Source organism: Bacillus sp. J41TS8 (assembly GCF_018333035.1).
Taxonomy (GTDB): Bacteria; Bacillota; Bacilli; order Bacillales; family Bacillaceae; genus Bacillus; species Bacillus paralicheniformis.
Genome location: NZ_BORF01000001.1, coordinates 81,745 through 101,108 on the forward strand (window position 1 = coordinate 81,745; position 19,364 = coordinate 101,108).

Genomic DNA, 19,364 nt, shown 5'->3' on the forward strand with positions numbered 1-19,364 from the left:
TTAAAAAGTTGTTTTGGCTACATCTTTGCTTGCCATATAATCATTATTTGATGACTCATAGTCATCTTTTTCACCTTCGATAATCCAGCTTTTTTTCTCTTCATCGTATTGTAATGTTACAATCTCTTCATCGAAATTTTCTTCAAGCTCTGAATCCATAAATTCATAAACCTCTCTCGATTTCAAATGAAATTCCACAGGAACATGGATCAACTGTTTTCCCCCGCTGCCGTTTTCGTAAGTCACCTTAGAAAAGTCAATACGAGTACCCAAAGCTTTACCTTCATAGTAATTTTCTTTGTCATAATTCTTAATTACATCTATGTAGCTTTTCTTCAAACTGTCTGAAACATTTTTGAGCTTATTTGCATCTTTTTTCACTTTGGCTTCATTTCTATCCTTAGCAAAATCATTGATCAGCAGCTTTAATTTTTCTCTCATATCATCATTGACAATTGGATTAGGTGTAAGGTTATACTCTTCCGTAGTTTCTGATTGAACTGTGACTGCCTCGCTTTTTCCTTCCCCCCATGGAAATTCAGCTACTCCTTGAAGTTTGATACCGTCTTTTACGGGGCCAAACACAGTATTTTCGGAAATAGACTCTCCTGATTCTTTCCCATTAACAAGTACCTTTGTATTCGGAATGTCAGAGCTCACAGAAACCGTATCACCGCTAAAATTAAGGCTGGCGGTTTCCTCAAATTTTTCAGGATCAAATAGCGTCACTTCCGTTTTATCATCAACCGTTGTATAATCATATTTTTTGCTGCCTTTAATGGTATATACCCCTGGTCCAAAAACACCTAGCTCCTTAGAATCCTTACCTTGCATATCAATTGTTTCACCGTTAAAAGTAACATTAGCTCCTTTAGCTGCATGTACTTCTAATTTATAACCACGGGCCTTTAAAACGTATTTTTCGCCCCCAAAAATCCCTTTCTCCTTTGTGATATAAAAAGGACCAATATTAGATATACTTTCCCCAGGATATTGCTGCGAAATTAAATTATTGGCTTTTCCATCTGACTCATAGTAACTGGCCTGTGCATTCAATAGCATGATTTGATCTTTATAATCAGACTCATCATCTTTTAAATACTTGATTATACTTTCGGCTTCCTTTTCTCCCCACTTCGTTCCATTGTCAACTTTAACAAGTTTCAATAATCCCTTAGCATCTTCTTGTTTAATTTTTTCTTCAAATTCTTTTGCAAGATCTGAAGGTTCAGGGGATCTGCCTGAAATAAATAAAATGATTGCAAGGATTGCCACAATTGGCACTCCAATAAATAAAAATTTCTTTTTCATAAAAATCCTCCTTATTTAAGTTATTACACACTATTCTATCATCAAAAAAAAGTAATTTACCCTTTTTTCCTCCAAAAAATCCTTTATTTCTATAAACACAAAAGCCCAGCTTTTTTAGCTGGGCTATAGAACATCCTATATGCTCTTTTTCATTCCACACCTTCGACATTCACGTAGGAACACTCCATCTTTTACTGAACTCTTAAAAAGTGTGTAGTCACAATTGTCGCAACGACCATGATGCACATCCGGATATTCTTTATAATCATATACAATTGACGTGTCGTATCCCTTAGTTTCGTATTCCATTCGTTCATAACCTCCGCTATAAGAATACGATATTGGTGTTGATGAATCAACACCATCCGTGAAATGAAGGAATCCGCAGCAAACCGTTTTTTGTTTTGAATCGATGCTTCACACGGCAACCAATCGGTTCAATATAGACGTATTTCTCCGTCTCCTCAATGTTCACTCTCTCCGAATGAAGCCTCCGCCGCGCATCATAAGGCATAAATTCCATAATGCCGGCATATTGGCCGTCAAGATATGAAAGGAGAAGCGCGTTATCCTCTTTACGCAGCCCGGTTATGAAAACATCTGTATATTCGTAGTTAACAACCTTCAGCCAGCGATTTGACCGTTTATTTTCTGTATAAGATGAATCAGCTCGCTTCATAACGATGCCCTCTATTTTATTTTCGCGGACTAATTCGAAATAATCCGTAGCATGGCCTTGAACTCCTTCGACTACTTTAATGTTGGGGTGATCGATCTTTAGATCGGATAGCAGTTCTTTTCGTTCATGTAGTGGCCTGGACGTAACGGTCACGCCGTCTATCCGCAAGACATCAAACACGCAAAATACTATCGGATGAGTACTTTTTCGCGACTTAAACCGTTCCATGACGGCCTCGAAATCGCCGGCGCCTGTCGATCCAGGTACAATAAGCTCGCCATCTAGTACGGTGCCATCTGGTATGTTGATTGTCAATAGTTCCGGAAATTTAGTGGTGACTTCGTTGTTGTGGCGTGTGTAGAGGCGGATTAAACCGTTATTCCTAGACGCGATCAAACGGATGCCGTCGAATTTGGTTTCTGTGATATAGTCCTTAGAGTTGAACGGCTCCTTTGCGGACTCAAGCAGCATGGGCGAAATAAACAAAAAAGAATCACCTCGCTTCAGTATAATTAATATAATAGTATAGCAAGGGCCTGCTGAGACAAAGTGATTCGGTATTGGTAATTTTTTGTTCTATTTAATTATATCGTAGAACAACTCATTTATAAGGGTATGAAAAAGAAGTGGTCTATCAATTTTCTGTTTTAGGACTTCCTGTGGTGATTGCGGATGTCTTTAACAGTGATTTCAATCCTGTTTTTTAGGATTGTCTCTGTATGAAGTGCACACGTTAGTGAAATAAATGTAGACTTACCCTCACCATACCTCTATATATAAGGAAACAGCCTAATCAAAAGACCCAAGAGATTCTCTTGAGTCTTTTTTTATAAGAATAGAAACATTCCATTTAGAATGATAAATACAATCGTTGATGCGATTAGCCAGTTTACTCCTTTATTGTAGAGTGTGAATTTCCTGTTGCATATTTTCGAATTGATGTAGACTTGAGATAGGTAATCATTCACCAGGTCGTCTTTTTTTATCCCAATCACACTGTTTTTAAATGCGATAAAAGATTTGTTCTGAATGGTGCCAAAGAAGAGAATAGAATCCTTCGATAAATCCGCCTCATTGAAAACGCCTGTGTCAATGGAACCTTTCTTCCCTCTAAAAAGGTAGGTTAGGCTAACAGTCATTAAAATAATGAACACCACTAGAACAATGGTTGTTATCTCCAAATATTGAATCTTCAAATAAGGCGTATCCTTGTCAATCTCCTTGAGCCCTTTCATTAGCTTGTTTAATGAACCGGTAATAATACCGCTCGAAAAAAATCCTCCGAGAAGGATACCTGCAAACGCTAACGAGAAGGATATTTTGGTGTCGCAGTTTGAAATCCAAAAATTTATTCTTTCTAATGTTTGAACCGCTTCCTCTTTTATTTCACTCAACTTGTTTTCTTCTGACATACTCGCTCTCCTTTACACATCGAATAATTCTTTTTATAGCCATTTCATAATTCTTTTGCAAGAACAAATTCTTATGTAAATCGTATCAAACTTTCGACCAGGCGACCACACAAATAGTATAATGAAAATTGTGAATGTTGCAATGAGGAAGGAGAGCACGCAATTGCCAAAGGTAACAGAAGAAGGATTGAAGAAAATAGAAGAAAAAATTGAAACCATCTTTACCACAGAAATGGAAGTAGATGATTTCGAGGGAGACAATGTTCCGTCAGTTGATGACTTGCCGGATAAAAACAAAGGGTTGATAGTAACCAACTGCACAATTCTTTTTGTTGATATCAGGAGCTCCACAAAGTTATCGGATAAGTCTCAAGCCAAAAGTATGGCAAAAATCTATCGTGCTTTTGCAAGAGCGATGTCGATGTGTGTGTATGAAAGCGGTGGGAGAGTTAGACAAATTGCTGGCGACAGAGTGATGGGTGTATTCGTTGATGATGCAGAAGAAAGCTCTATCCAAAAAGCTATGGATGCCGCACGTGCCATTACAAGTGTCGTTGAATATATTTTTAACCCGCTCTGCCGAAAAAACGTCAACCAAAAAGAAATTGCTTGTGGTGTGGGAATTGATACGGGAAGAATCCTGGTCACACCCATTGGGATTAAACATCAAGGAGATGACTCCAGGGATTTGGTGTGGGCAGGAAAGGCGGCAAACGTGGCAAGCAAACATACCGACCTCGCAGAAGCATCTGAAATTTTTGTGACAAAGCGTTTTTATGAGAAACTCCCTTCAGAATACAAGAAAAATAGTGACGGCTCTGAAATTTGGACAAAGACCTTTCGATTTAAAGGCGATACCTTGTTTGAAGGGTATGGGGTTCGTGAGTTTTACCTACCGGAGCTAGTAGAGGAACCATCTGATGGGGAAGAATCAGATGAGAAACGAGCAACGTCTTCTCACAAAGGCATCATAGAATCAGAAGGTAATGATATTGGACGTATCGTCACGGACATTGTTCAAGGTGTAGAATCCAAAGTTGGTGGACTGTTGAGTAATTTTGAACAAGTTGTTCTACGTGAAGTAGCCGTCGCTGCAAAAGAGTCCCAAGCGGAGAGGAAACTCCAGGAACTGCAGCGCCAAGAACAAGCTGTGAAGAAGAAAGAAGAAGAATTGAAGAAGAAAGAACAGGATATTGAGAGAATCCTTGCTTACAGGGAAAAAGAACTCGACTATACTGTTAAAGTGACCGCACTAAGAGAAAGAACAAACCATATGAAGCTAGAGGACTTTTTAATTGAATTGAAGCAAGTTCAAGATTTAGGGGCGGCAATTGGAAAGAAAGCCGGGACTGTCCATTATGAATTGTTTGTATTTCAAATCGTAATGTATTTACATGGCAAAGGTGAATCGGAATTAGCGTTTCGGATTCTGGTTGGACAATTAACAGAAGATTTGCCAACCGCTTACATTCCTTTAGAGTCCAACTCAGTTCCGGTTATTAAAAAAGTAGGTCGAGAGCAAGAGTACTTGCAAGCCGTTATTTATCACATTCAGCACCACAATCCATCCGTTAAGGACGTTCTTCGGCTCAGGAATGTTCTCAAACAATTGGGAATAGAAAACGAAATCGTAAATCGCAGAAGTCTGTTTATTGAATAGTACGAGAGAGAGGGATCATTAATTGAGGTCAAGCCATAAAAGTTTCAATTTTGAAAACAGTTTAAAAAGAATTGACTCTATCTTGATTGACAGTACATCGTATGAAGAGTCAGATGATATCCCTGATATTGATGACTTAACCTTTAACAACGGAAAATACGTGAATTGTGCGGCGATTTTTATCGACTTGAGAGGTTCAACAGACCTAATCAAAACACTAGGAAAATTGTCCAAATCTTTAGCACGTCTCTATAGAGCATATATCAGTGAAATGGTCGCCATCGTTAACAGCTTTAAAACGTGTAAGGAGATTAACATTGTTGGAGACTGTGTGTCAGCTATGTTTGCTGGGGATATAGAAGGTGCTGAATCGCCGGTTATCGAAGCTCTTCAAGCTTCATCTATGGCCAATGCAATGATGAATGTCCTAAACGTGAAATACAAGAAGAAATGGAAAGACTTTGTTGAGTTGAAAGCAGGCATTGGAGTTGCCTATGGAAGGGCTCTTGTCATTAAAGCGGGATTTAGCGGAAGTGGGATTAAGGATTTGGTATACATGGGAGACGTTGTAAACAAAGCATCAAAAATGTGTGGACTAGCTTATAAAGAATTTACATCGCACGCAATTTGCGTTACAAAAGAAGTTTATGAAAATGCAGGCAAGTATATTGCAAATGAGGAGAAAAAGTTAACGTACCAGGATTTCTTAACGGAAAAGAATCATAATACGTTTGGAAGTGTTTATGTGGGGAATTTTCATAGAGTATACATTAACAACTGGGCAGAAGAGAATAAATGAGAAGGCTCACTGATGTGGGCTTTTTTATATGAAAAAACCACAAGGCATATGTCTCATGGTCTAAACTTTACTCTTTCTCCGCTTTTTGAAAATCTTCCGCATAAGAACCGATGCAAGTGCTCGAAGGTGTTCAATCTCCAGGTTCTCAAATTTCAAATTTTTGAACTCATAAACGAGTTTTCTACGTTCAATGTCTTCTCGAATCCTCTCCGTTACAGGAAAAAGTTTCTTTCCAACATGCCAATGACTAAGATTGAATTTATTACAGCCCCATGTGCAATAAGTTAAATTTTCTTTCCTCGATATTCTTGGTTTATTTTTTCAATTCCAATCATTATTCGTTTATTTAAGGCATCTCTGTCTTCTTGATTAGGATATTTTCTAGTTGGAAATGCCTTGAGTCTTTTTTCTACCGTCATTCCTTCGGCATCACAAAAAAATCTTTCTACAAATTCATCCATCTTAATAAGTGGAATATCTAAATCTTTATTTATAACCTCTGCCGTCTCCTTGGCTCTTTTCAATGGACTTGTTATTATACATTCCATTCATAATTCTAAAAAACGATCATCGAAACAAACATTTATCAAATATGTTTAATATATGATGAAAATAAGCAAAGCAAGGGGTAGCGTCAGGAAAATGCGGATTTACAACGTTAAGGAAACCAAAATATAAAAAGTCTAATTTCTCGGTGTTATAAGTGAAAAATTAGGCTTTAGTTACTTCATTAAAGCGCCTGATTGTTGAAGACTAAAGTTTATATTCACCAAGAAAATTGATGTGCTCTTATCCTAACAAATTTTATTTAGGACTTACATGTATGCCTTCACTCTCTCGCCAATCTGCGTAAAGTATACGCTTTACATTATCATATCCATTGGTAGTTAATTGGTTATCTAACCACTGTTGATCAAATCCGAGTTCATGTAAATTATCCCATAAAATTTCCCCATCTATAATTAACGATGTTGGGAGGTCTACTGGACTTTCTGGAAGATTGAGATCTGGTTTTTGATACTTGGATTTTAATAATAAACTTATTTGCCCATTAGCTTCCAATATACCGTATTTGACTTCGCGAACTGAAAAGACATTATTTTGACGGAGTATACTCAATACTTGATTTACATCCAATTTGTTCTTTGTAAGTAACTTTCTGTCCATAACACCATCTCGAATGATGATGTTAGGATTGCCTAATAAGAGAGAACGTGTCGATTTATTTTTTAGAGTCATAAACTCTATTCCCAACATAAGAAACGTCCACAATCCGATGGCATATAAAAAATGAAAAATCCCTACCTTATCTTCATAAATGTTATTTCCTAAAAAATCTCCAAGTACTAACACAAAAACTAAGTGAAACGGGGTTTAACTGATAGATGGATGTTCTGCCTGTTATGATAATGATAAAAAATAAAGTTGCAAAACCTACTATGACTTTGATTGTCAGTAAACCCAAAAAAACTTCACCCAAAATTTATTCCTCCATTTTATATTTCACTCGATTTCAAAAATCCTCATGTTTTAAAATATTTATATTACAACATGTAAGCTAATTAAAATCGAAAGATAAATAATACCGGTTTTTTCAACTTATAATAATGGAGAAAGCACGCGAGCACCCTGTTCAACAATGCGCTCGGTCAGGGATCGTTGCACCAAGTCTTCAATTCTTAATGGTACAGAATCAGTAAGATCCCTCTCGAACTGCTCTGTGAGTTCCCTTGCCACATCAGCACTGTACACGACTTGACACACCTCATAATTCAGGCGAAAACTTCTCATATCATAGTTTGCTGAGCCTACGGCAGCAATCTCCTCATCGATGGTCAACACCTTCGCATGTATCATTCCTTTGTCGTACTGGTAGATTTGAACTCCAGCTTCTATAAGTTCTCCGTAATAAGTACGGCTTGCAAGACCCACGATTTTTTGATTATTGTGGCGAGGAACCAGCAATCTTACACGGACACCACGAGTTACTGCTGTCTTTAATGCCATGATAATATCCGTTTCTGGTACAAAATAGAGTGTTGTTAAATCAATAGTCTTGGTCGCCTGTGTTATACATATAAAGTAAGCTTGCCGAATGACTGGGGTAGGAATTCCAGGGTTTCCTTCCAACGTATGGATATACGCTTTATGCAATGTCCTAGTTTTTCCGGATATGTCCATTTCTTTATCATCAAGGGTGCTCAACTCTGATCCCAATTCGGCTGACCATTTGGAATGATCTGCTCTGCCGATTGAATTGATTTTCGTTACCTCTGATTTTGTTTTCAAATTTGTTTTTGATTTTATCCTTTCCGGCACAGCGATTTCCCAATGAACATCAAAAACAGTCTGCAAGTCGCCTGTTGCTTCCCCTATAATTTGCAAATGAGTGTCCCTCCAAAATCCTACGTCTGGCTTTAATCCTGTATATTCATACCCAACGTTCATACCGCCAGTAAAGGATTCCTTTCTGTCAATCGTCACAATCTTACAATGATCCCGATAATTCCAATTGGACAAAATCCAGGGAAATCGCAGAGGAAATATTGTCCTGCATTCTATCCCTGCTTCAACCATCTGCCGGATTTTTTCACGCGGGAATTTATAACTCCCCAAGCTATCTCTCATAAAACGAACCTGCACTCCATTTAATGCTTTTTCGATTAGCAGTTCTGTGATTCGATTACCAATTTGGTCGTTCCGATAGATGAAATATTCCAGATCAATGGTTTCTTGGGCTTTTTGCAGGGATACAAGGAGTTGATCATATTTTGCTATCCCATTGTTAAACACTTGGACTTGGCCCATTCGAAGCCCATTCACAGTGAAATGCCGTAAAGCATTGGCAATTACCGATGCTGAAGCACCGAATGTCTCAGGTAATTTGTTAGATTCATTTTTAGAACAGGTCAATCTTTTTCGATGAATAAACTTAGGGTTTGATATGCTAAGATATAGCCAGAAACCAATGACAGGTAAAAAAAGGACGATTATTATCCAATTCAAAGCCTTGGCAGGCCGACGAACTTCCCAAATTGCTATGAATAAGATAAAGAACGTATTTAACAGGTATAGATAAAAAATCCACTCCAACTGGAATCCCTCCTTCTGTTACTCTTAACATGTACAAACTATGTAACCAGTATACGTATGGAATATGAAGGGATTGTCTGTTATATATTATGGACTACCTTTATAAGAACTTGTATAAGATATTAAGAACGAAAAAAAGAGAATTAAGGTTGGGAAAGTTCTGACATCAAGAAAGGCGTAATGATCTGGGCACTGTCCTAACTAGAGACTTAGTGATTTTGAAAATTACCATCTGGTAAATTCCTAAATATAGGTATAATTTTTTATAAATTTTGAAAATGAAAGTGGTAAATGCAATAAGGAGTAAATAAGAGAAAACATTAATTTATATTGGGAGGAAATCGTCTTAAAATTAGTCGTTAACATCTTTTTTGTTAATGGTTAATGAATGATCGGTATCTCTAACAGCAGCATAAAAAAAATCTTTGATTTGAAGATATCCCTTTGCCTTTAGTTCTTCCTTTAACCACTTTTCATTTTTGTTGATAAATTTTAATTTACGCTTTTGCACTTTCCCTTCAATGACAACGGCTATGGGTAATCCGCGGTATTCCACTTTCATATGTAAATCTTTTGGAGTAATAGGAACTAATTCTTTTCTTGGAAAAATGCTAATTTCACCTGTTGCTTCCAAAATCGCATATTCATTATCGTGAATATCCGGATATCCTGTTGTTCTTAAATTAGACAACAGCTCAGGTAAAGGATATCTACTTTCCTTTAACTTTCGATTAAGATAAAAAAAGAATCGCTCCAAAATCATGAGGGGTAAGTTGGGCTAGAGCTGATTTCCCTAAAATATTTACTGCTACAATAAACACAATATAGATAAAAATAACTTTAACTAAAAAAATAGACACTTCTAACACCTCGTAAAAAAATTCACCTTAGTCCGAAATTGGACTAAGGTTTTTAAACTTATTTCAATTAAAAATGGTATCTTTTTTTCGTCATGTATGAATCTAAGCTAAATCCTTATCCTTTTAAAATAGGGGTCACTTTATCAATGGCTTCTTGTAATTTTTCACTGTTTAACCTATACATTTGTTTGGCCTCTTTTGATTCCGTTCCAAGAGCAAACGATTCCAAGTCAGCTTGACACTTTTTCATGGTAGAAAGTATTAAAGGCTTTTCTTGAGGGGACGGGACTTGGAGTTTATCATCAAAAAGGTCAATTGTTAATTGTCCGTAAGAATCTACCTGCCCAATAAAAACATTCTCAATCGTCACCCCTTGTTTTTCTAGTTCGGTTTTTAACCAACCCCGACTTCTACCAATTGTAGACAGAGGCTCATCTAATATTTCTCCATCCATAATGACGGTCTGAGGTTCCTTAACGGAAGCAACAGTCAAGTTTACATCTTTCGGTGTCAAAGGTTGGTTTTCTTTCTTGAGCATAACGCTTAGATCCCCGGTTGGCTCTAATACCGCAAATTCCACATCAGCTACCTTAAAGACATCTTTCTTTCGAAGCAATTCCAGTAACTCATCTGTCGTATATCTTTCCTTTTTTAAATTATCTTCCATAATCTTCCCATCTTTGATAAATACAGTTGCTTTTCCTTCTATAAAATTGCGAAAGCCTTTGCTTTTTAAGGAAAGCAAACCTGCTAAAAAGGGTATTGCCGCGAAGACCACGATTCCGATTATCCCGTTAAACATGTTCCGTTCAAGTCCTGTGACAACTTCTGCGCCAATACTTCCAATTGTAATACCTACAACATATTCAAAAAAAGAAAGTTCAGAAAGTTGCTTTTTCCCTAACCATTTTGTGATTAAAAACAGGACAACGACAAATAATAATGACCGTATTACCACCTCTAACCATTCAGGCACTGCTTACACCTCCTGTAAATATAGTTTTTCTAGAAACCTTTGTACTGAAGTTCCTCTCCTTCTAGTTCTCCTACTCTTTTTTTTAAATCTTTTGTTACTTCGTGTACTACCATCATAGCCTCATGCAAAGTTCGCTTCGATTCATCATCAAGAGTCCGTAATGCTAAACTTGAGAGACTTGCTTCTACCCCTTTTAGACTGGCAAAACACTGTTTAACATCTGATCCTACTGTCATCCTAATTCTCCTTATCCTTTTGGCTTAAAAATTAAAGCTCCTATCATGCCGAAAACAATGGAAGCTGTAATACCAGAACTAGTTACTTCAAACATTCCTGTCAGTACACCAACTAACCCATGTTTTTCTGCTTCCTGCATCGCACCATGAACAAGCGAATTACCAAAATTTGTAATCGGAACGGTAGCCCCGGCCCCAGCAAAATCAATCAAAGGCTCGTATAGTCCAAATCCATCTAAAAGCGCCCCAATCACTACAAGAGCACTTAAGGTATGACCTGGTGTCAATTTAAATACATCAAACATAATTTGCCCAATGATACAAATTAAACCGCCTACGACAAAAGCCCAAAAATAGATCATGTTAATTGTTCACCTCCGTATTCAATTGACACTGCATGGGCGATACAAGGAATTGTTTCATTTTGCTGAAAGGACAACGGTGAAAGCAAAGCACCTGTAGCCACAACTAACATGCGTTTAAATTCACCATTTTTCATGCGGTTTAATAAATGCCCATAAACTACCGTTGCTGAACAGCCTGCACCGCTTGCCCCTGCAAGAACGGGTTGTCCTTCCCGATAAATCATAAGGCCACAATCTTGGTATTGTTCTTCACTAATAGGAGTTCCATGCTTTTTAAATAGATCCATGGACACTTCCTGTCCGATTTGGCCAAGGTCACCGGTTACAATTAAATCGTAATAAGATGGCTCAACATTTCGTTCCTTTAAATGGGCTTCAATGGTATCAACCGCAGCTGGCGCCATAGCTCCTCCCATGTTAAATGGATCTGTCAATCCCATATCGATTACACGACCAATTGTGGCAGATGTGACATGAGGTCCTTCCCCAGAATCACTTAATAGGGCTGCACCTGCACCAGTAACCGTCCATTGTGCCGTAGGTGGCTTTTGTCCACCATACTCAGTTGGATACCGAAATTGTTTTTCAACAGCTGTATCATGACTGGAAGCTCCTGTTAACAAATATTTCGCTCCTTTTGTATTTACAATATAAGCACCTAGAGCCAGTCCTTCCATCGAGGTAGAGCAAGCACCGAATAAGCCAAAATAAGGCGCTCCAATCGTTCTGCTAGCGAAACTTGTTGGGGTGATTTGATTGATTAAGTCCCCAGCTAGGATAAATTGAACTTGATCCTTTTGTATGCCCCCTTTTTCCATGGCTTTTTGGCAAGCCTCTTCAAAAAGGATTTTATGTGCTTTCTCATAGGAATCCTGCCCAAGCCATAGATCAGCATGAAGAGTATCGAAATCATCTGGGATAGCACCATTGGCTTCAAATGGTCCACCAACGGTTCCAGTGGAGATAATGACAGGCTTTTGTTCGAAGATCCATGTACGATGACCTGCTAGCATTATAAACCACCCCACTGGATTAAAGTGGTTTTAATTAAGGCAATGACAAAAGCAGAAAAAACACCAAATAAAATAACCGCCCCCGCTAATTTAAACATGTTGCCACCTACGCCCAGTACAAATCCTTCGGTTCGATGCTCAATGGCAGGCGATATAACCGCATTGCCAAAACCTGTTACAGGTACAGCTGTTCCAGCCCCACCAAATTGGGCCATTCGATCATATACGCCAAAACCAGTAAGAAGCATTGTAATAAAAATTAACGTACCCACCGTCGGATTTCCGGCCGTTTGCTCAGTAAAATCGAAATAATAAATGTAAAAGTCTGAAATAAGCTGACCAATCAAACAAATAAGTCCACCGGTTAAAAAGGCCTTAATACAATTTTTAACAACCGGTCTTTTGATCTCTCGTTGTTTTTGCAATTTTTGATATTCCTGTTGCACAGGAGTAAGTTGTTTCTTTTGATTGTTAGACATAACTCGATCCTTCCTCTTTAGGTTTGTTCCTTCATAAGACTTTTCAGTTTGTTCAAATCATTTTTTAAGTTCTTCTTATTCATATCGTTTTTTTTCAGTCTTTGCTCGACCTTTTCAAGTTCCCAGAATATTTTTTTATCAGTCGAAACAAAAACTTTATAGTCGGGATATTTTTTTTCTAAGTCGGATTTTACTGACTTCTCGATACTCTTTAATCGAAATCGATCAAAATTCTCAACTTTAATCGCTGCCATAAGCTCTTTATCAGTATTCACAGCTTTTACGTCTGTAATATCTTCCTTGGCAATTATCTTTTCTTTCGCATGATTGGCAACGGATTGATCAATTGGCTTACTTGTATGTACTTGTGAAATACCAAAAGTACTATTACCTTGAATAAATTCATTTTGATTACCATTACATCCTGATGCGAAACCAATGACCATTATAATAAAAAGTAGGTTTTTCAATGTGGTTATTTTATCTTTCAAAAAAATCACCTCCATGTTTTTCCATCATTTGCTGAAAAAAGGTTGGTTAAGAGGCCAACCTTTTTTCGCCTTACTAATTACTGTTGTTTGTATTGAGGTTCTTCTTGTTCGATTTGTTGAACACGTGGTTCAATGCTGTCTACAACGGATTGGGTTTGCTTAGCTGCATCTTGGTAAAGTTGCTTAGCTTGTTGATTATCTGTACTAAGAGCAAATGTTTCAAAACTTGCTTGAGCACTTTTCAATCCTGCTAGAGCTGTTTTAACGTCATTTATTACTGTCATGATAATTTCCTCCTTGAATTTTTTTTACTCTTTTATTTTGCTTTATGGAGAATTTTTTATTCAATGATTTTTGGGAAATTTAAATCTAAATTATTTTTGACGTATAGCTCCATTTTTTCGATAATAACCCCTTTTCCATATCCCCATCATTTCTTCTATTTCTCGTTGACAGCAATAGCTCTTATAACTTTTCATTAAAGGAGACTTTAAATAATGGTAAGCATTTGATTAAAGGGATTCCTTGGGCAGGTAAAGGCTTTATTACAAAGTTGGAGATAAGTATCGACGGTGGGATTACTTGGCTAAATGCAATGTTAGAGTCAGCTAAAAATGCTGGTTATGGGTGGCAATCTTGGTCTTATGAGTGGACTGTACTGGACAAAGGTGAATATAAGATTATGACAAAAGCTACTGATTCTTATGATAGAACTCAACCAACCCTACCTTTCTGGAATAGAAAAGGTTACGGTTATAATGCAATTGATGAAATTTAAGATTGAATAGAAAGCTAAATAAAGAAGAGAATGTTGTATAGAATACCTAGTCCAGACCTAAATATCGGATAATGCGACTGTCTTAAGGTGTACAGCATGCACCCTTGATTAACTTACCTTTATTTAAGGCAGAAAGAAAAACAAGCCATTGTAATTATGATTAATTACAGTGGCTCTTTATTAAAGTTTACATATTGCTTTTTAAACGTTTTAAAATACGATAGTAATCATCCAAATCAATCCCTGGAGCGAATTGCTCTGGAAGTTCTGGAAAATCGGGTACAGGCGCACCTTCAGGCATTCCGTCAATTACATGCAGCCTTTCACCTGTTTCTGGGTTTGCACCTTTCCAAATTTGGTTGATATCACGATAATCCGCTTCTCCCCATGTATACAACACATTGTACAATCCTTGATCCATAAACTTTTTGGCATAATCAAACTTATTATTATCCAAACTTGGAACTGGAAGCATTTTACCCACATCCACACCTGTAGCTACTTCTAGTGCTTTTGCATAGGCAATAATATGAGTCCCACCTCTGACAAGCAAGTATCCGGTCATCTCTAAGGCAGTCGGATGGGTCGTCATTTCATACACACGCATTTTGTGGTTTCTAGCACCGATTTCCAATAAATAATTGGCGAGTAGATCTTCAACGAGCGTTCCACTGTTATTTACATACGACCCATTCCACGGTCTTCCCATCCCGTCACCTGGAAAAGCTGTTTGAGCAGTGGTTGTAAAATGTGTAGAATAACGGGCATCCTTTCCATTTTGCAGTGGGGCGGTATCAGGATTGCCAGGAATGGTATTGCCAATCGAGAGCAGATTAATTGCATTCGCTACTAATTCAACATGGCCAAATTCCTCCGCTGTAATACTTGCAATTAAATCATAAAAGGGCTTTAGCTTTTTTTTACCGCGGAAATTAAAGGATTGAAACATGTAATTGTTTAAGGTGGACATCTCACCGAATTTTCCACCCATTAATTCTTGTACAGCTGCAGCAGCATTCATATCGCCATGTTCTGGATATGGTAACTCAATGGCAATTTTATTCACGCGTTTCATCATAAGCTTTACACCTCCATCCGTAAACAATAATCATTTTCATCATATGTTGGATGGAGCTTGGCTTATTCTCACATCGTCGGATGAAACCAAATTATTTGTGCTGTACGTACATAGAATGGTGTCCCGCCCATCATGATGACGATATGATCAGGCATGACCTCTCGTAATACACCTCGTACAGAGCCGTGGGTCGTTTGAACAGCAAGGGATTGATTGTGAAGTCCCATTAAAGCTTGATAAACATACGGATCACTAAGTTTCCATTTTTCACTCATTTTCAACACACTCCTTTCATGAAGCCCATAGCAGTATATGCAAGGAAGTAAAAATGTGCATTTGTCCAATTGGAATGTTGGTTTTCGGATTTATTCAGACATCCATTCTTTCATTAGAAAAATAAACCCAGATTCTGAATCCAAAATAAAAACACCTATGAAATAGTGTCAGGGCGTCTCAATCTTAATCCTTGTTTAACTTTTAAACACGGGGTCCTACCAACAAAAAGCGCAAAACATACGCTAGGCAAAATTTAACATGACGAAACTGTTGAGTGACAATAAAGTTCTTTCCTTACCAATAAAGTTGTTTACTAATCGGTTTGTTTTATTACAATAAAGTCGTTTACTTTTACCATAAGGTTGATAAATCAACTGTTTGAACGCATAAAAGTAAACAACTATTTTTATGCATTTGGCGAAAATCTAAAAAATGGGGTTGCCAGCAAGATTTCTTCAGGAGGCTCTCTTGTGCTAAACAGCCAGGCCAAGTACCTTATTTCACGATAACGGTTGATCAATTCCAGCACTTCTCCGACTTTGTTTTCCTTCATCAATCTCTCGCTGAACAAAATGGCAGAGATTTGTCCCAAGTTTAAGCGTTGTTGTGATGTACTGTACAAATCATTTGCCGCCTCCGTAAACGAGGAACCTTCGCCTTTGCCCACCCAAACCGGGGGCTGCTCCGCTTTTTGCTGTCCCTCCAGCTTGGCCACTGTCGAGAAATCAAGCAATTGCAAATACATGGTGTATTGGCCATCGACATAGTCTATTCCAACAGCCGTAGCATAGTTCATGTTTTGCACTTCATATCTGCTCCAGCAACCGGTAAGGGTGAGAAGAAGGAAAAGTGCAACCATACTTTTATATCTCCTCATTTATGCCTGTCCCCTTGCCTTGTAGAATCTCGTGTCTTCAACATGTCCGGTCGAGTGTTTCGCCATGGCCAAGGTAATCGAAACAAAGCGTTGGCCAAGTCTTTAAATGGAGGTGATATTGGGGCCAAGTAAGGCAAGCCGCATGAACGCAATGAGGCTAAATGGCTGAGCACAATAAATAATCCAAGAAAGAAGCCATAAATGCCAAGCGTGGCAGACAGAATGAAAAGAAAAAAGCGTAAGGTACTAATCGTTCCAGCCAATGATAGGCTCGATAAAGTTGAACCAAAGATTTGTGTAATTGCTCCGATGACAACGATACCTGGGGATAAGAATCCAGCACGAATGGCCGCATCCCCCAGGATAAGTCCTCCTACAACCGTTACCGTGGAGCCGACCGCAGAAGGCAATCGGATACCAGCTTCCCGCAGGATTTCTAAGAAGAGAAGTGCAATAAACATTTCAACTGCCACATCAAAAGGGATTCCCAACCGGTTAATCCCCAAAGTGGCAAGTAGATAATAGGGCAGCTGATCTTGATGATAGGAAAGAATGGCAACAAAAAATGCAGGAAGCAGTAGCGATACGGACAAGCCAAGTAAACGAAGCGTTTGACCAAATGTAGCTGCCAAAGCAGTAAAGTGGATATCTTCGGGTGCTTTCACAAGCAAAAATAAATTGGCAGGCGCAATCAACGCAGCCGGTGTACCATCCACAATCAACGCTACACGCCCATTGAGCATACAGTTCACGGTAAAGTCTGCTCTGCCTGTATACCCCATCAAAGGAAACAATGCTTTTGTCGGTTCCATTAATTCTTCTAGCTGAGTGGCGCTAAACGCTCCGTCAATGTGAAGATCATCTAATTTATTCTTTACATCTTGAACAATCTTAGGATCAACAATGTCACGCATGTAAAGAATTGCAACGGTTGTTTTCGTGCGAACGCCTACTTTTTTCGTTTCATAAACCATGCTGGTTGATTTGATTCGTTTCCGAATTAACGCCACATTGACTCCCACTTCTTCCACAAATCCATCCTTTGGCCCCCGTACCGAAAGCATTCGCATCATCTGTACGTTCTTTCAAGCTGCGCGTAATATCTGCTGTTCTACTCATTTTAATTTGCAGGCCTTCATAATGGTTTTCCAAGAGATTTCGGATGCTATGGGAAATATTTAAGGTAATTTCTTTTTCCTGCATCCCATTGCCAATAGCTCCTGGGTCCATTATCCCGTGACCAGGATCTAAATATAATTTAAACATTTTACACCACCTCGTACAAATAAAATATGATCAAAGAGTAACGGAGGTATAGGAATTCGTCTGAGATACATATAAAAATAGGTGATGATAGGCATTACATTTCATTGAATCAGATGATTTATTTTAAAGCTAAGAAATTTTCCAAATGCGAGACCATATGTATGAGCAGCAATTAATGTTCCATATTTTTCGTGGGTCAGGCAAACTCTTGTTCATCTAGACAGTAGGCTGATTGATTATTGATGCTTCTTTCTTAACAAAACACCTAAGTGATTCTCTGTGCATATACTGTATCATTACTACAGGATTATGATTAAATACAACTCAATCCATACATAAAATAATCAAGGAGAGGTTAATTTTGAAAATTCCAAATACAGCCAAAGTTAGTATCCCATTTCCATCCGTATGGGGGATTGATGCTTCTATTGCGGGGAGATCCATTATTAGAGGTATACTTACCATTGATTCCATTGTAGACAACAAAGTAGTAGGTACAGTTAATTTTCGTGGTATACCTATTCCGATTAATGGGTATTGGGACGAAAGCGCTAAACAAATAAGTTTCGATTCACCATATGCCTCCTTTTTTGGCAACTTGACAATAATTGATGAGACCGCTATAAGCATTCGGCATTTCATTTTAAGTGGACGGTTTATAATGAAACCTCCCTCTTTGCTGGCTGGTGAATACGGAAATTGGATTGCTACAACCTTTACAACCCGTTTGGGACCTCCCATATATACTAATGTTTTACCACCTGCTGGTGCCTTTTCAGTCTCAAGTATGCTCTTGGGACAGCAATTGTTTTAATTAGACCATGACTTTATAAAAACAACCTTCCTTTGTGACTAAGGTTGTTTTTTAAAAGTGTTCTCGAAAAATACAGCCTTGCTTTAAATCTGAGTTTAGCGTATATCTCCGTTAAAATGTACTCGGAACCCTTTGATGATCGTGCCTAGTTAGATAAACAAATATTGATACTTCCTTATAGAAATAGCCTGCTTGGTTAGGTACGTTGTTTCACAATCCCCGGAAATTTTTAATATAAGTAATGAATGCTTATTTTTTTCCTTCCGATAGCTTTCTATATAAAGAAGCTCTAGATACATTTGTAATTTCACAAATTTGATTTACAGTCATATTTCCTTCTTTATATAGCTTTACTGCATAATTCATTCCTGCGTGATTTTTATGATATTTCTTTAACCGTCCTTTAAACTTCCCTTCTTTCTTTGCGAGCTCAATTCCTTCACGCTGACGCATACGAATAAGGTCTCGCTCTAATTGGTTAACACCAGCCATTACCGTAATTAAGAATTGGCTATATGGATTATCTTCTGATAAATCTAGCCATGTATCCTTAAGTGATTTTAAGCTTGCCTTTTTATTTCGTATTAAATCAATCAATTCAAATAAATCTTGCGTACTTCGAGTGATCCGAGTTAAATCTGTAACATAAATAATGTCACCTTCCTGTAAATCCTCTAACATTTTTTGAAGTTGTTCACGATCTTTTGTGGCTCCTGAAATTTTTTCTTCATAAATAATATCCATTCCAATTTCGTTCAATTGCCGAAATTGCCTTGAAGGATTTTGGCAAGTCGAACTGACGCGTACATAACCGATTTTCTGCAAAATTTCACCTCGTTTTTGAGACAAGTCTTATGAGACACTCTTAACTATGATTTTATCAGTCTACTATACTTGTATC

The 19,364-nt window shown here is 37.9% G+C and carries 24 protein-coding genes and 1 pseudogene; 4 read left to right on the forward strand and 21 right to left on the reverse strand.

From position 1 onward, the window contains the following. From KI350_RS00455 to KI350_RS00470, 4 genes are all read right to left on the reverse strand, one after another. Entirely contained in the window at window positions 1–1,311 is a 1,311-nt protein-coding gene (locus tag KI350_RS00455; protein WP_212930402.1) for a TcaA 3rd/4th domain-containing protein, read from the reverse strand. Window positions 1,312–1,446: 135 nt separating this feature from the next. Beyond that, on the reverse strand, window positions 1,447–1,620 hold the full coding sequence (locus tag KI350_RS00460) for a DUF8096 family protein (RefSeq protein WP_003186672.1): 174 nt from the start codon (window positions 1,618–1,620) through the stop codon (window positions 1,447–1,449). Between the two features lie 46 nt (window positions 1,621–1,666). Continuing rightward, complete coding sequence (locus KI350_RS00465; RefSeq protein WP_212930403.1) at window positions 1,667–2,476, reverse strand: ATP-dependent DNA ligase; 810 nt, start codon at window positions 2,474–2,476, stop codon at window positions 1,667–1,669. A gap of 341 nt (window positions 2,477–2,817) precedes the next feature. Beyond that, entirely contained in the window at window positions 2,818–3,402 is a 585-nt protein-coding gene (locus tag KI350_RS00470; protein WP_212930404.1) for a Pycsar system effector family protein, read from the reverse strand. Window positions 3,403–3,565: 163 nt separating this feature from the next. On the opposite strand from KI350_RS00470, the gene KI350_RS00475 reads away from it, so the two are divergent. Together KI350_RS00475 and KI350_RS00480 are read left to right on the forward strand one after the other, a co-directional pair. Beyond that, window positions 3,566–5,062, forward strand: a complete 1,497-nt coding sequence (locus KI350_RS00475; protein ID WP_212930405.1) for an adenylate/guanylate cyclase domain-containing protein — start codon at window positions 3,566–3,568, stop codon at window positions 5,060–5,062. Between the two features lie 22 nt (window positions 5,063–5,084). Further along, a complete protein-coding gene (locus tag KI350_RS00480) occupies window positions 5,085–5,861 on the forward strand; it encodes an adenylate/guanylate cyclase domain-containing protein (RefSeq protein WP_212930406.1) in 777 nt (258 codons plus the stop codon). Window positions 5,862–6,145: 284 nt separating this feature from the next. On the opposite strand, the gene KI350_RS00485 is transcribed toward KI350_RS00480, so the two are convergent. From KI350_RS00485 to KI350_RS00535, 11 genes and pseudogenes are all read right to left on the reverse strand, one after another. Next, window positions 6,146–6,409 carry a histidine phosphatase family protein gene (locus tag KI350_RS00485; protein ID WP_212930407.1) on the reverse strand — a complete coding sequence of 88 codons (264 nt, stop codon included), beginning with the start codon at window positions 6,407–6,409 and terminating at the stop codon, window positions 6,146–6,148. A 256-nt stretch (window positions 6,410–6,665) separates the two neighbouring features. Next, window positions 6,666–7,214: a DUF421 domain-containing protein gene (locus KI350_RS00490; protein WP_166666503.1), complete on the reverse strand. Its 549-nt coding sequence runs from the start codon at window positions 7,212–7,214 to the stop codon at window positions 6,666–6,668. Between the two features lie 246 nt (window positions 7,215–7,460). Beyond that, complete coding sequence (locus tag KI350_RS00495) at window positions 7,461–8,954, reverse strand: phospholipase D-like domain-containing protein (protein ID WP_212930408.1); 1,494 nt, start codon at window positions 8,952–8,954, stop codon at window positions 7,461–7,463. A 352-nt stretch (window positions 8,955–9,306) separates the two neighbouring features. Beyond that, window positions 9,307–9,814, reverse strand: a pseudogene (locus tag KI350_RS00500) (DUF421 domain-containing protein). A gap of 115 nt (window positions 9,815–9,929) precedes the next feature. After that, window positions 9,930–10,790, reverse strand: a complete 861-nt coding sequence (locus KI350_RS00505) for a DUF421 domain-containing protein (RefSeq protein ID WP_212930409.1) — start codon at window positions 10,788–10,790, stop codon at window positions 9,930–9,932. 29 nt (window positions 10,791–10,819) lie between these two features. Then, a complete protein-coding gene (locus tag KI350_RS00510; protein ID WP_009336483.1) occupies window positions 10,820–11,026 on the reverse strand; it encodes a DUF1657 domain-containing protein in 207 nt (68 codons plus the stop codon). A gap of 11 nt (window positions 11,027–11,037) precedes the next feature. Further along, window positions 11,038–11,388 (reverse strand): stage V sporulation protein AE, encoded by a 351-nt coding sequence (gene spoVAE, locus KI350_RS00515; RefSeq protein ID WP_041345364.1) that lies wholly within the window; start codon window positions 11,386–11,388, stop codon window positions 11,038–11,040. Further along, window positions 11,385–12,404, reverse strand: a complete 1,020-nt coding sequence (spoVAD, locus tag KI350_RS00520; RefSeq protein WP_013352386.1) for a stage V sporulation protein AD — start codon at window positions 12,402–12,404, stop codon at window positions 11,385–11,387. The genes spoVAE and spoVAD overlap by 4 nt, the downstream gene beginning before the upstream one ends. After that, entirely contained in the window at window positions 12,404–12,883 is a 480-nt protein-coding gene (gene spoVAC / locus KI350_RS00525) for a stage V sporulation protein AC (RefSeq protein WP_009336486.1), read from the reverse strand. The genes spoVAD and spoVAC overlap by 1 nt, the downstream gene beginning before the upstream one ends. Window positions 12,884–12,900: 17 nt before the next feature. Beyond that, window positions 12,901–13,374: a YhcN/YlaJ family sporulation lipoprotein gene (locus tag KI350_RS00530; protein WP_009336487.1), complete on the reverse strand. Its 474-nt coding sequence runs from the start codon at window positions 13,372–13,374 to the stop codon at window positions 12,901–12,903. A 77-nt stretch (window positions 13,375–13,451) separates the two neighbouring features. Continuing rightward, window positions 13,452–13,658 carry a DUF1657 domain-containing protein gene (locus KI350_RS00535; protein WP_013352384.1) on the reverse strand — a complete coding sequence of 69 codons (207 nt, stop codon included), beginning with the start codon at window positions 13,656–13,658 and terminating at the stop codon, window positions 13,452–13,454. Window positions 13,659–13,795: 137 nt separating this feature from the next. Between KI350_RS00535 and KI350_RS00540 the strand changes: the two genes are divergently transcribed. Then, entirely contained in the window at window positions 13,796–14,152 is a 357-nt protein-coding gene (locus KI350_RS00540) for a molybdopterin-binding protein (RefSeq protein WP_080623991.1), read from the forward strand. A 187-nt stretch (window positions 14,153–14,339) separates the two neighbouring features. Here KI350_RS00540 and KI350_RS00545 read toward each other — a convergent pair whose 3' ends face one another. The 5 genes from KI350_RS00545 to KI350_RS00565 form a co-directional block, all read right to left on the reverse strand. After that, window positions 14,340–15,230 (reverse strand): manganese catalase family protein, encoded by an 891-nt coding sequence (locus tag KI350_RS00545; protein WP_041054396.1) that lies wholly within the window; start codon window positions 15,228–15,230, stop codon window positions 14,340–14,342. Between the two features lie 68 nt (window positions 15,231–15,298). After that, window positions 15,299–15,505: a YuzF family protein gene (locus KI350_RS00550; RefSeq protein WP_042977813.1), complete on the reverse strand. Its 207-nt coding sequence runs from the start codon at window positions 15,503–15,505 to the stop codon at window positions 15,299–15,301. Window positions 15,506–15,912: 407 nt separating this feature from the next. Further along, on the reverse strand, window positions 15,913–16,365 hold the full coding sequence (locus KI350_RS00555) for a Ger(x)C family spore germination protein (RefSeq protein WP_060965122.1): 453 nt from the start codon (window positions 16,363–16,365) through the stop codon (window positions 15,913–15,915). Window positions 16,366–16,379: 14 nt separating this feature from the next. Then, entirely contained in the window at window positions 16,380–17,414 is a 1,035-nt protein-coding gene (locus KI350_RS00560) for a spore germination protein (protein ID WP_231120556.1), read from the reverse strand. After that, window positions 17,347–17,649: an N-acetylmuramoyl-L-alanine amidase family protein gene (locus KI350_RS00565; protein ID WP_212930410.1), complete on the reverse strand. Its 303-nt coding sequence runs from the start codon at window positions 17,647–17,649 to the stop codon at window positions 17,347–17,349. The genes KI350_RS00560 and KI350_RS00565 overlap by 68 nt, the downstream gene beginning before the upstream one ends. Before the next feature lie 361 nt (window positions 17,650–18,010). Here KI350_RS00565 and KI350_RS00570 point away from each other — a divergent pair, with 361 nt between their 5' ends. Next, a complete protein-coding gene (locus tag KI350_RS00570) occupies window positions 18,011–18,463 on the forward strand; it encodes a hypothetical protein (RefSeq protein ID WP_212930411.1) in 453 nt (150 codons plus the stop codon). Window positions 18,464–18,712: 249 nt separating this feature from the next. Here the strand turns inward: KI350_RS00570 and KI350_RS00575 are convergent, their stop codons facing one another. Further along, entirely contained in the window at window positions 18,713–19,288 is a 576-nt protein-coding gene (locus KI350_RS00575; RefSeq protein WP_212930412.1) for a recombinase family protein, read from the reverse strand. Window positions 19,289–19,364 lie beyond the last annotated feature (76 nt).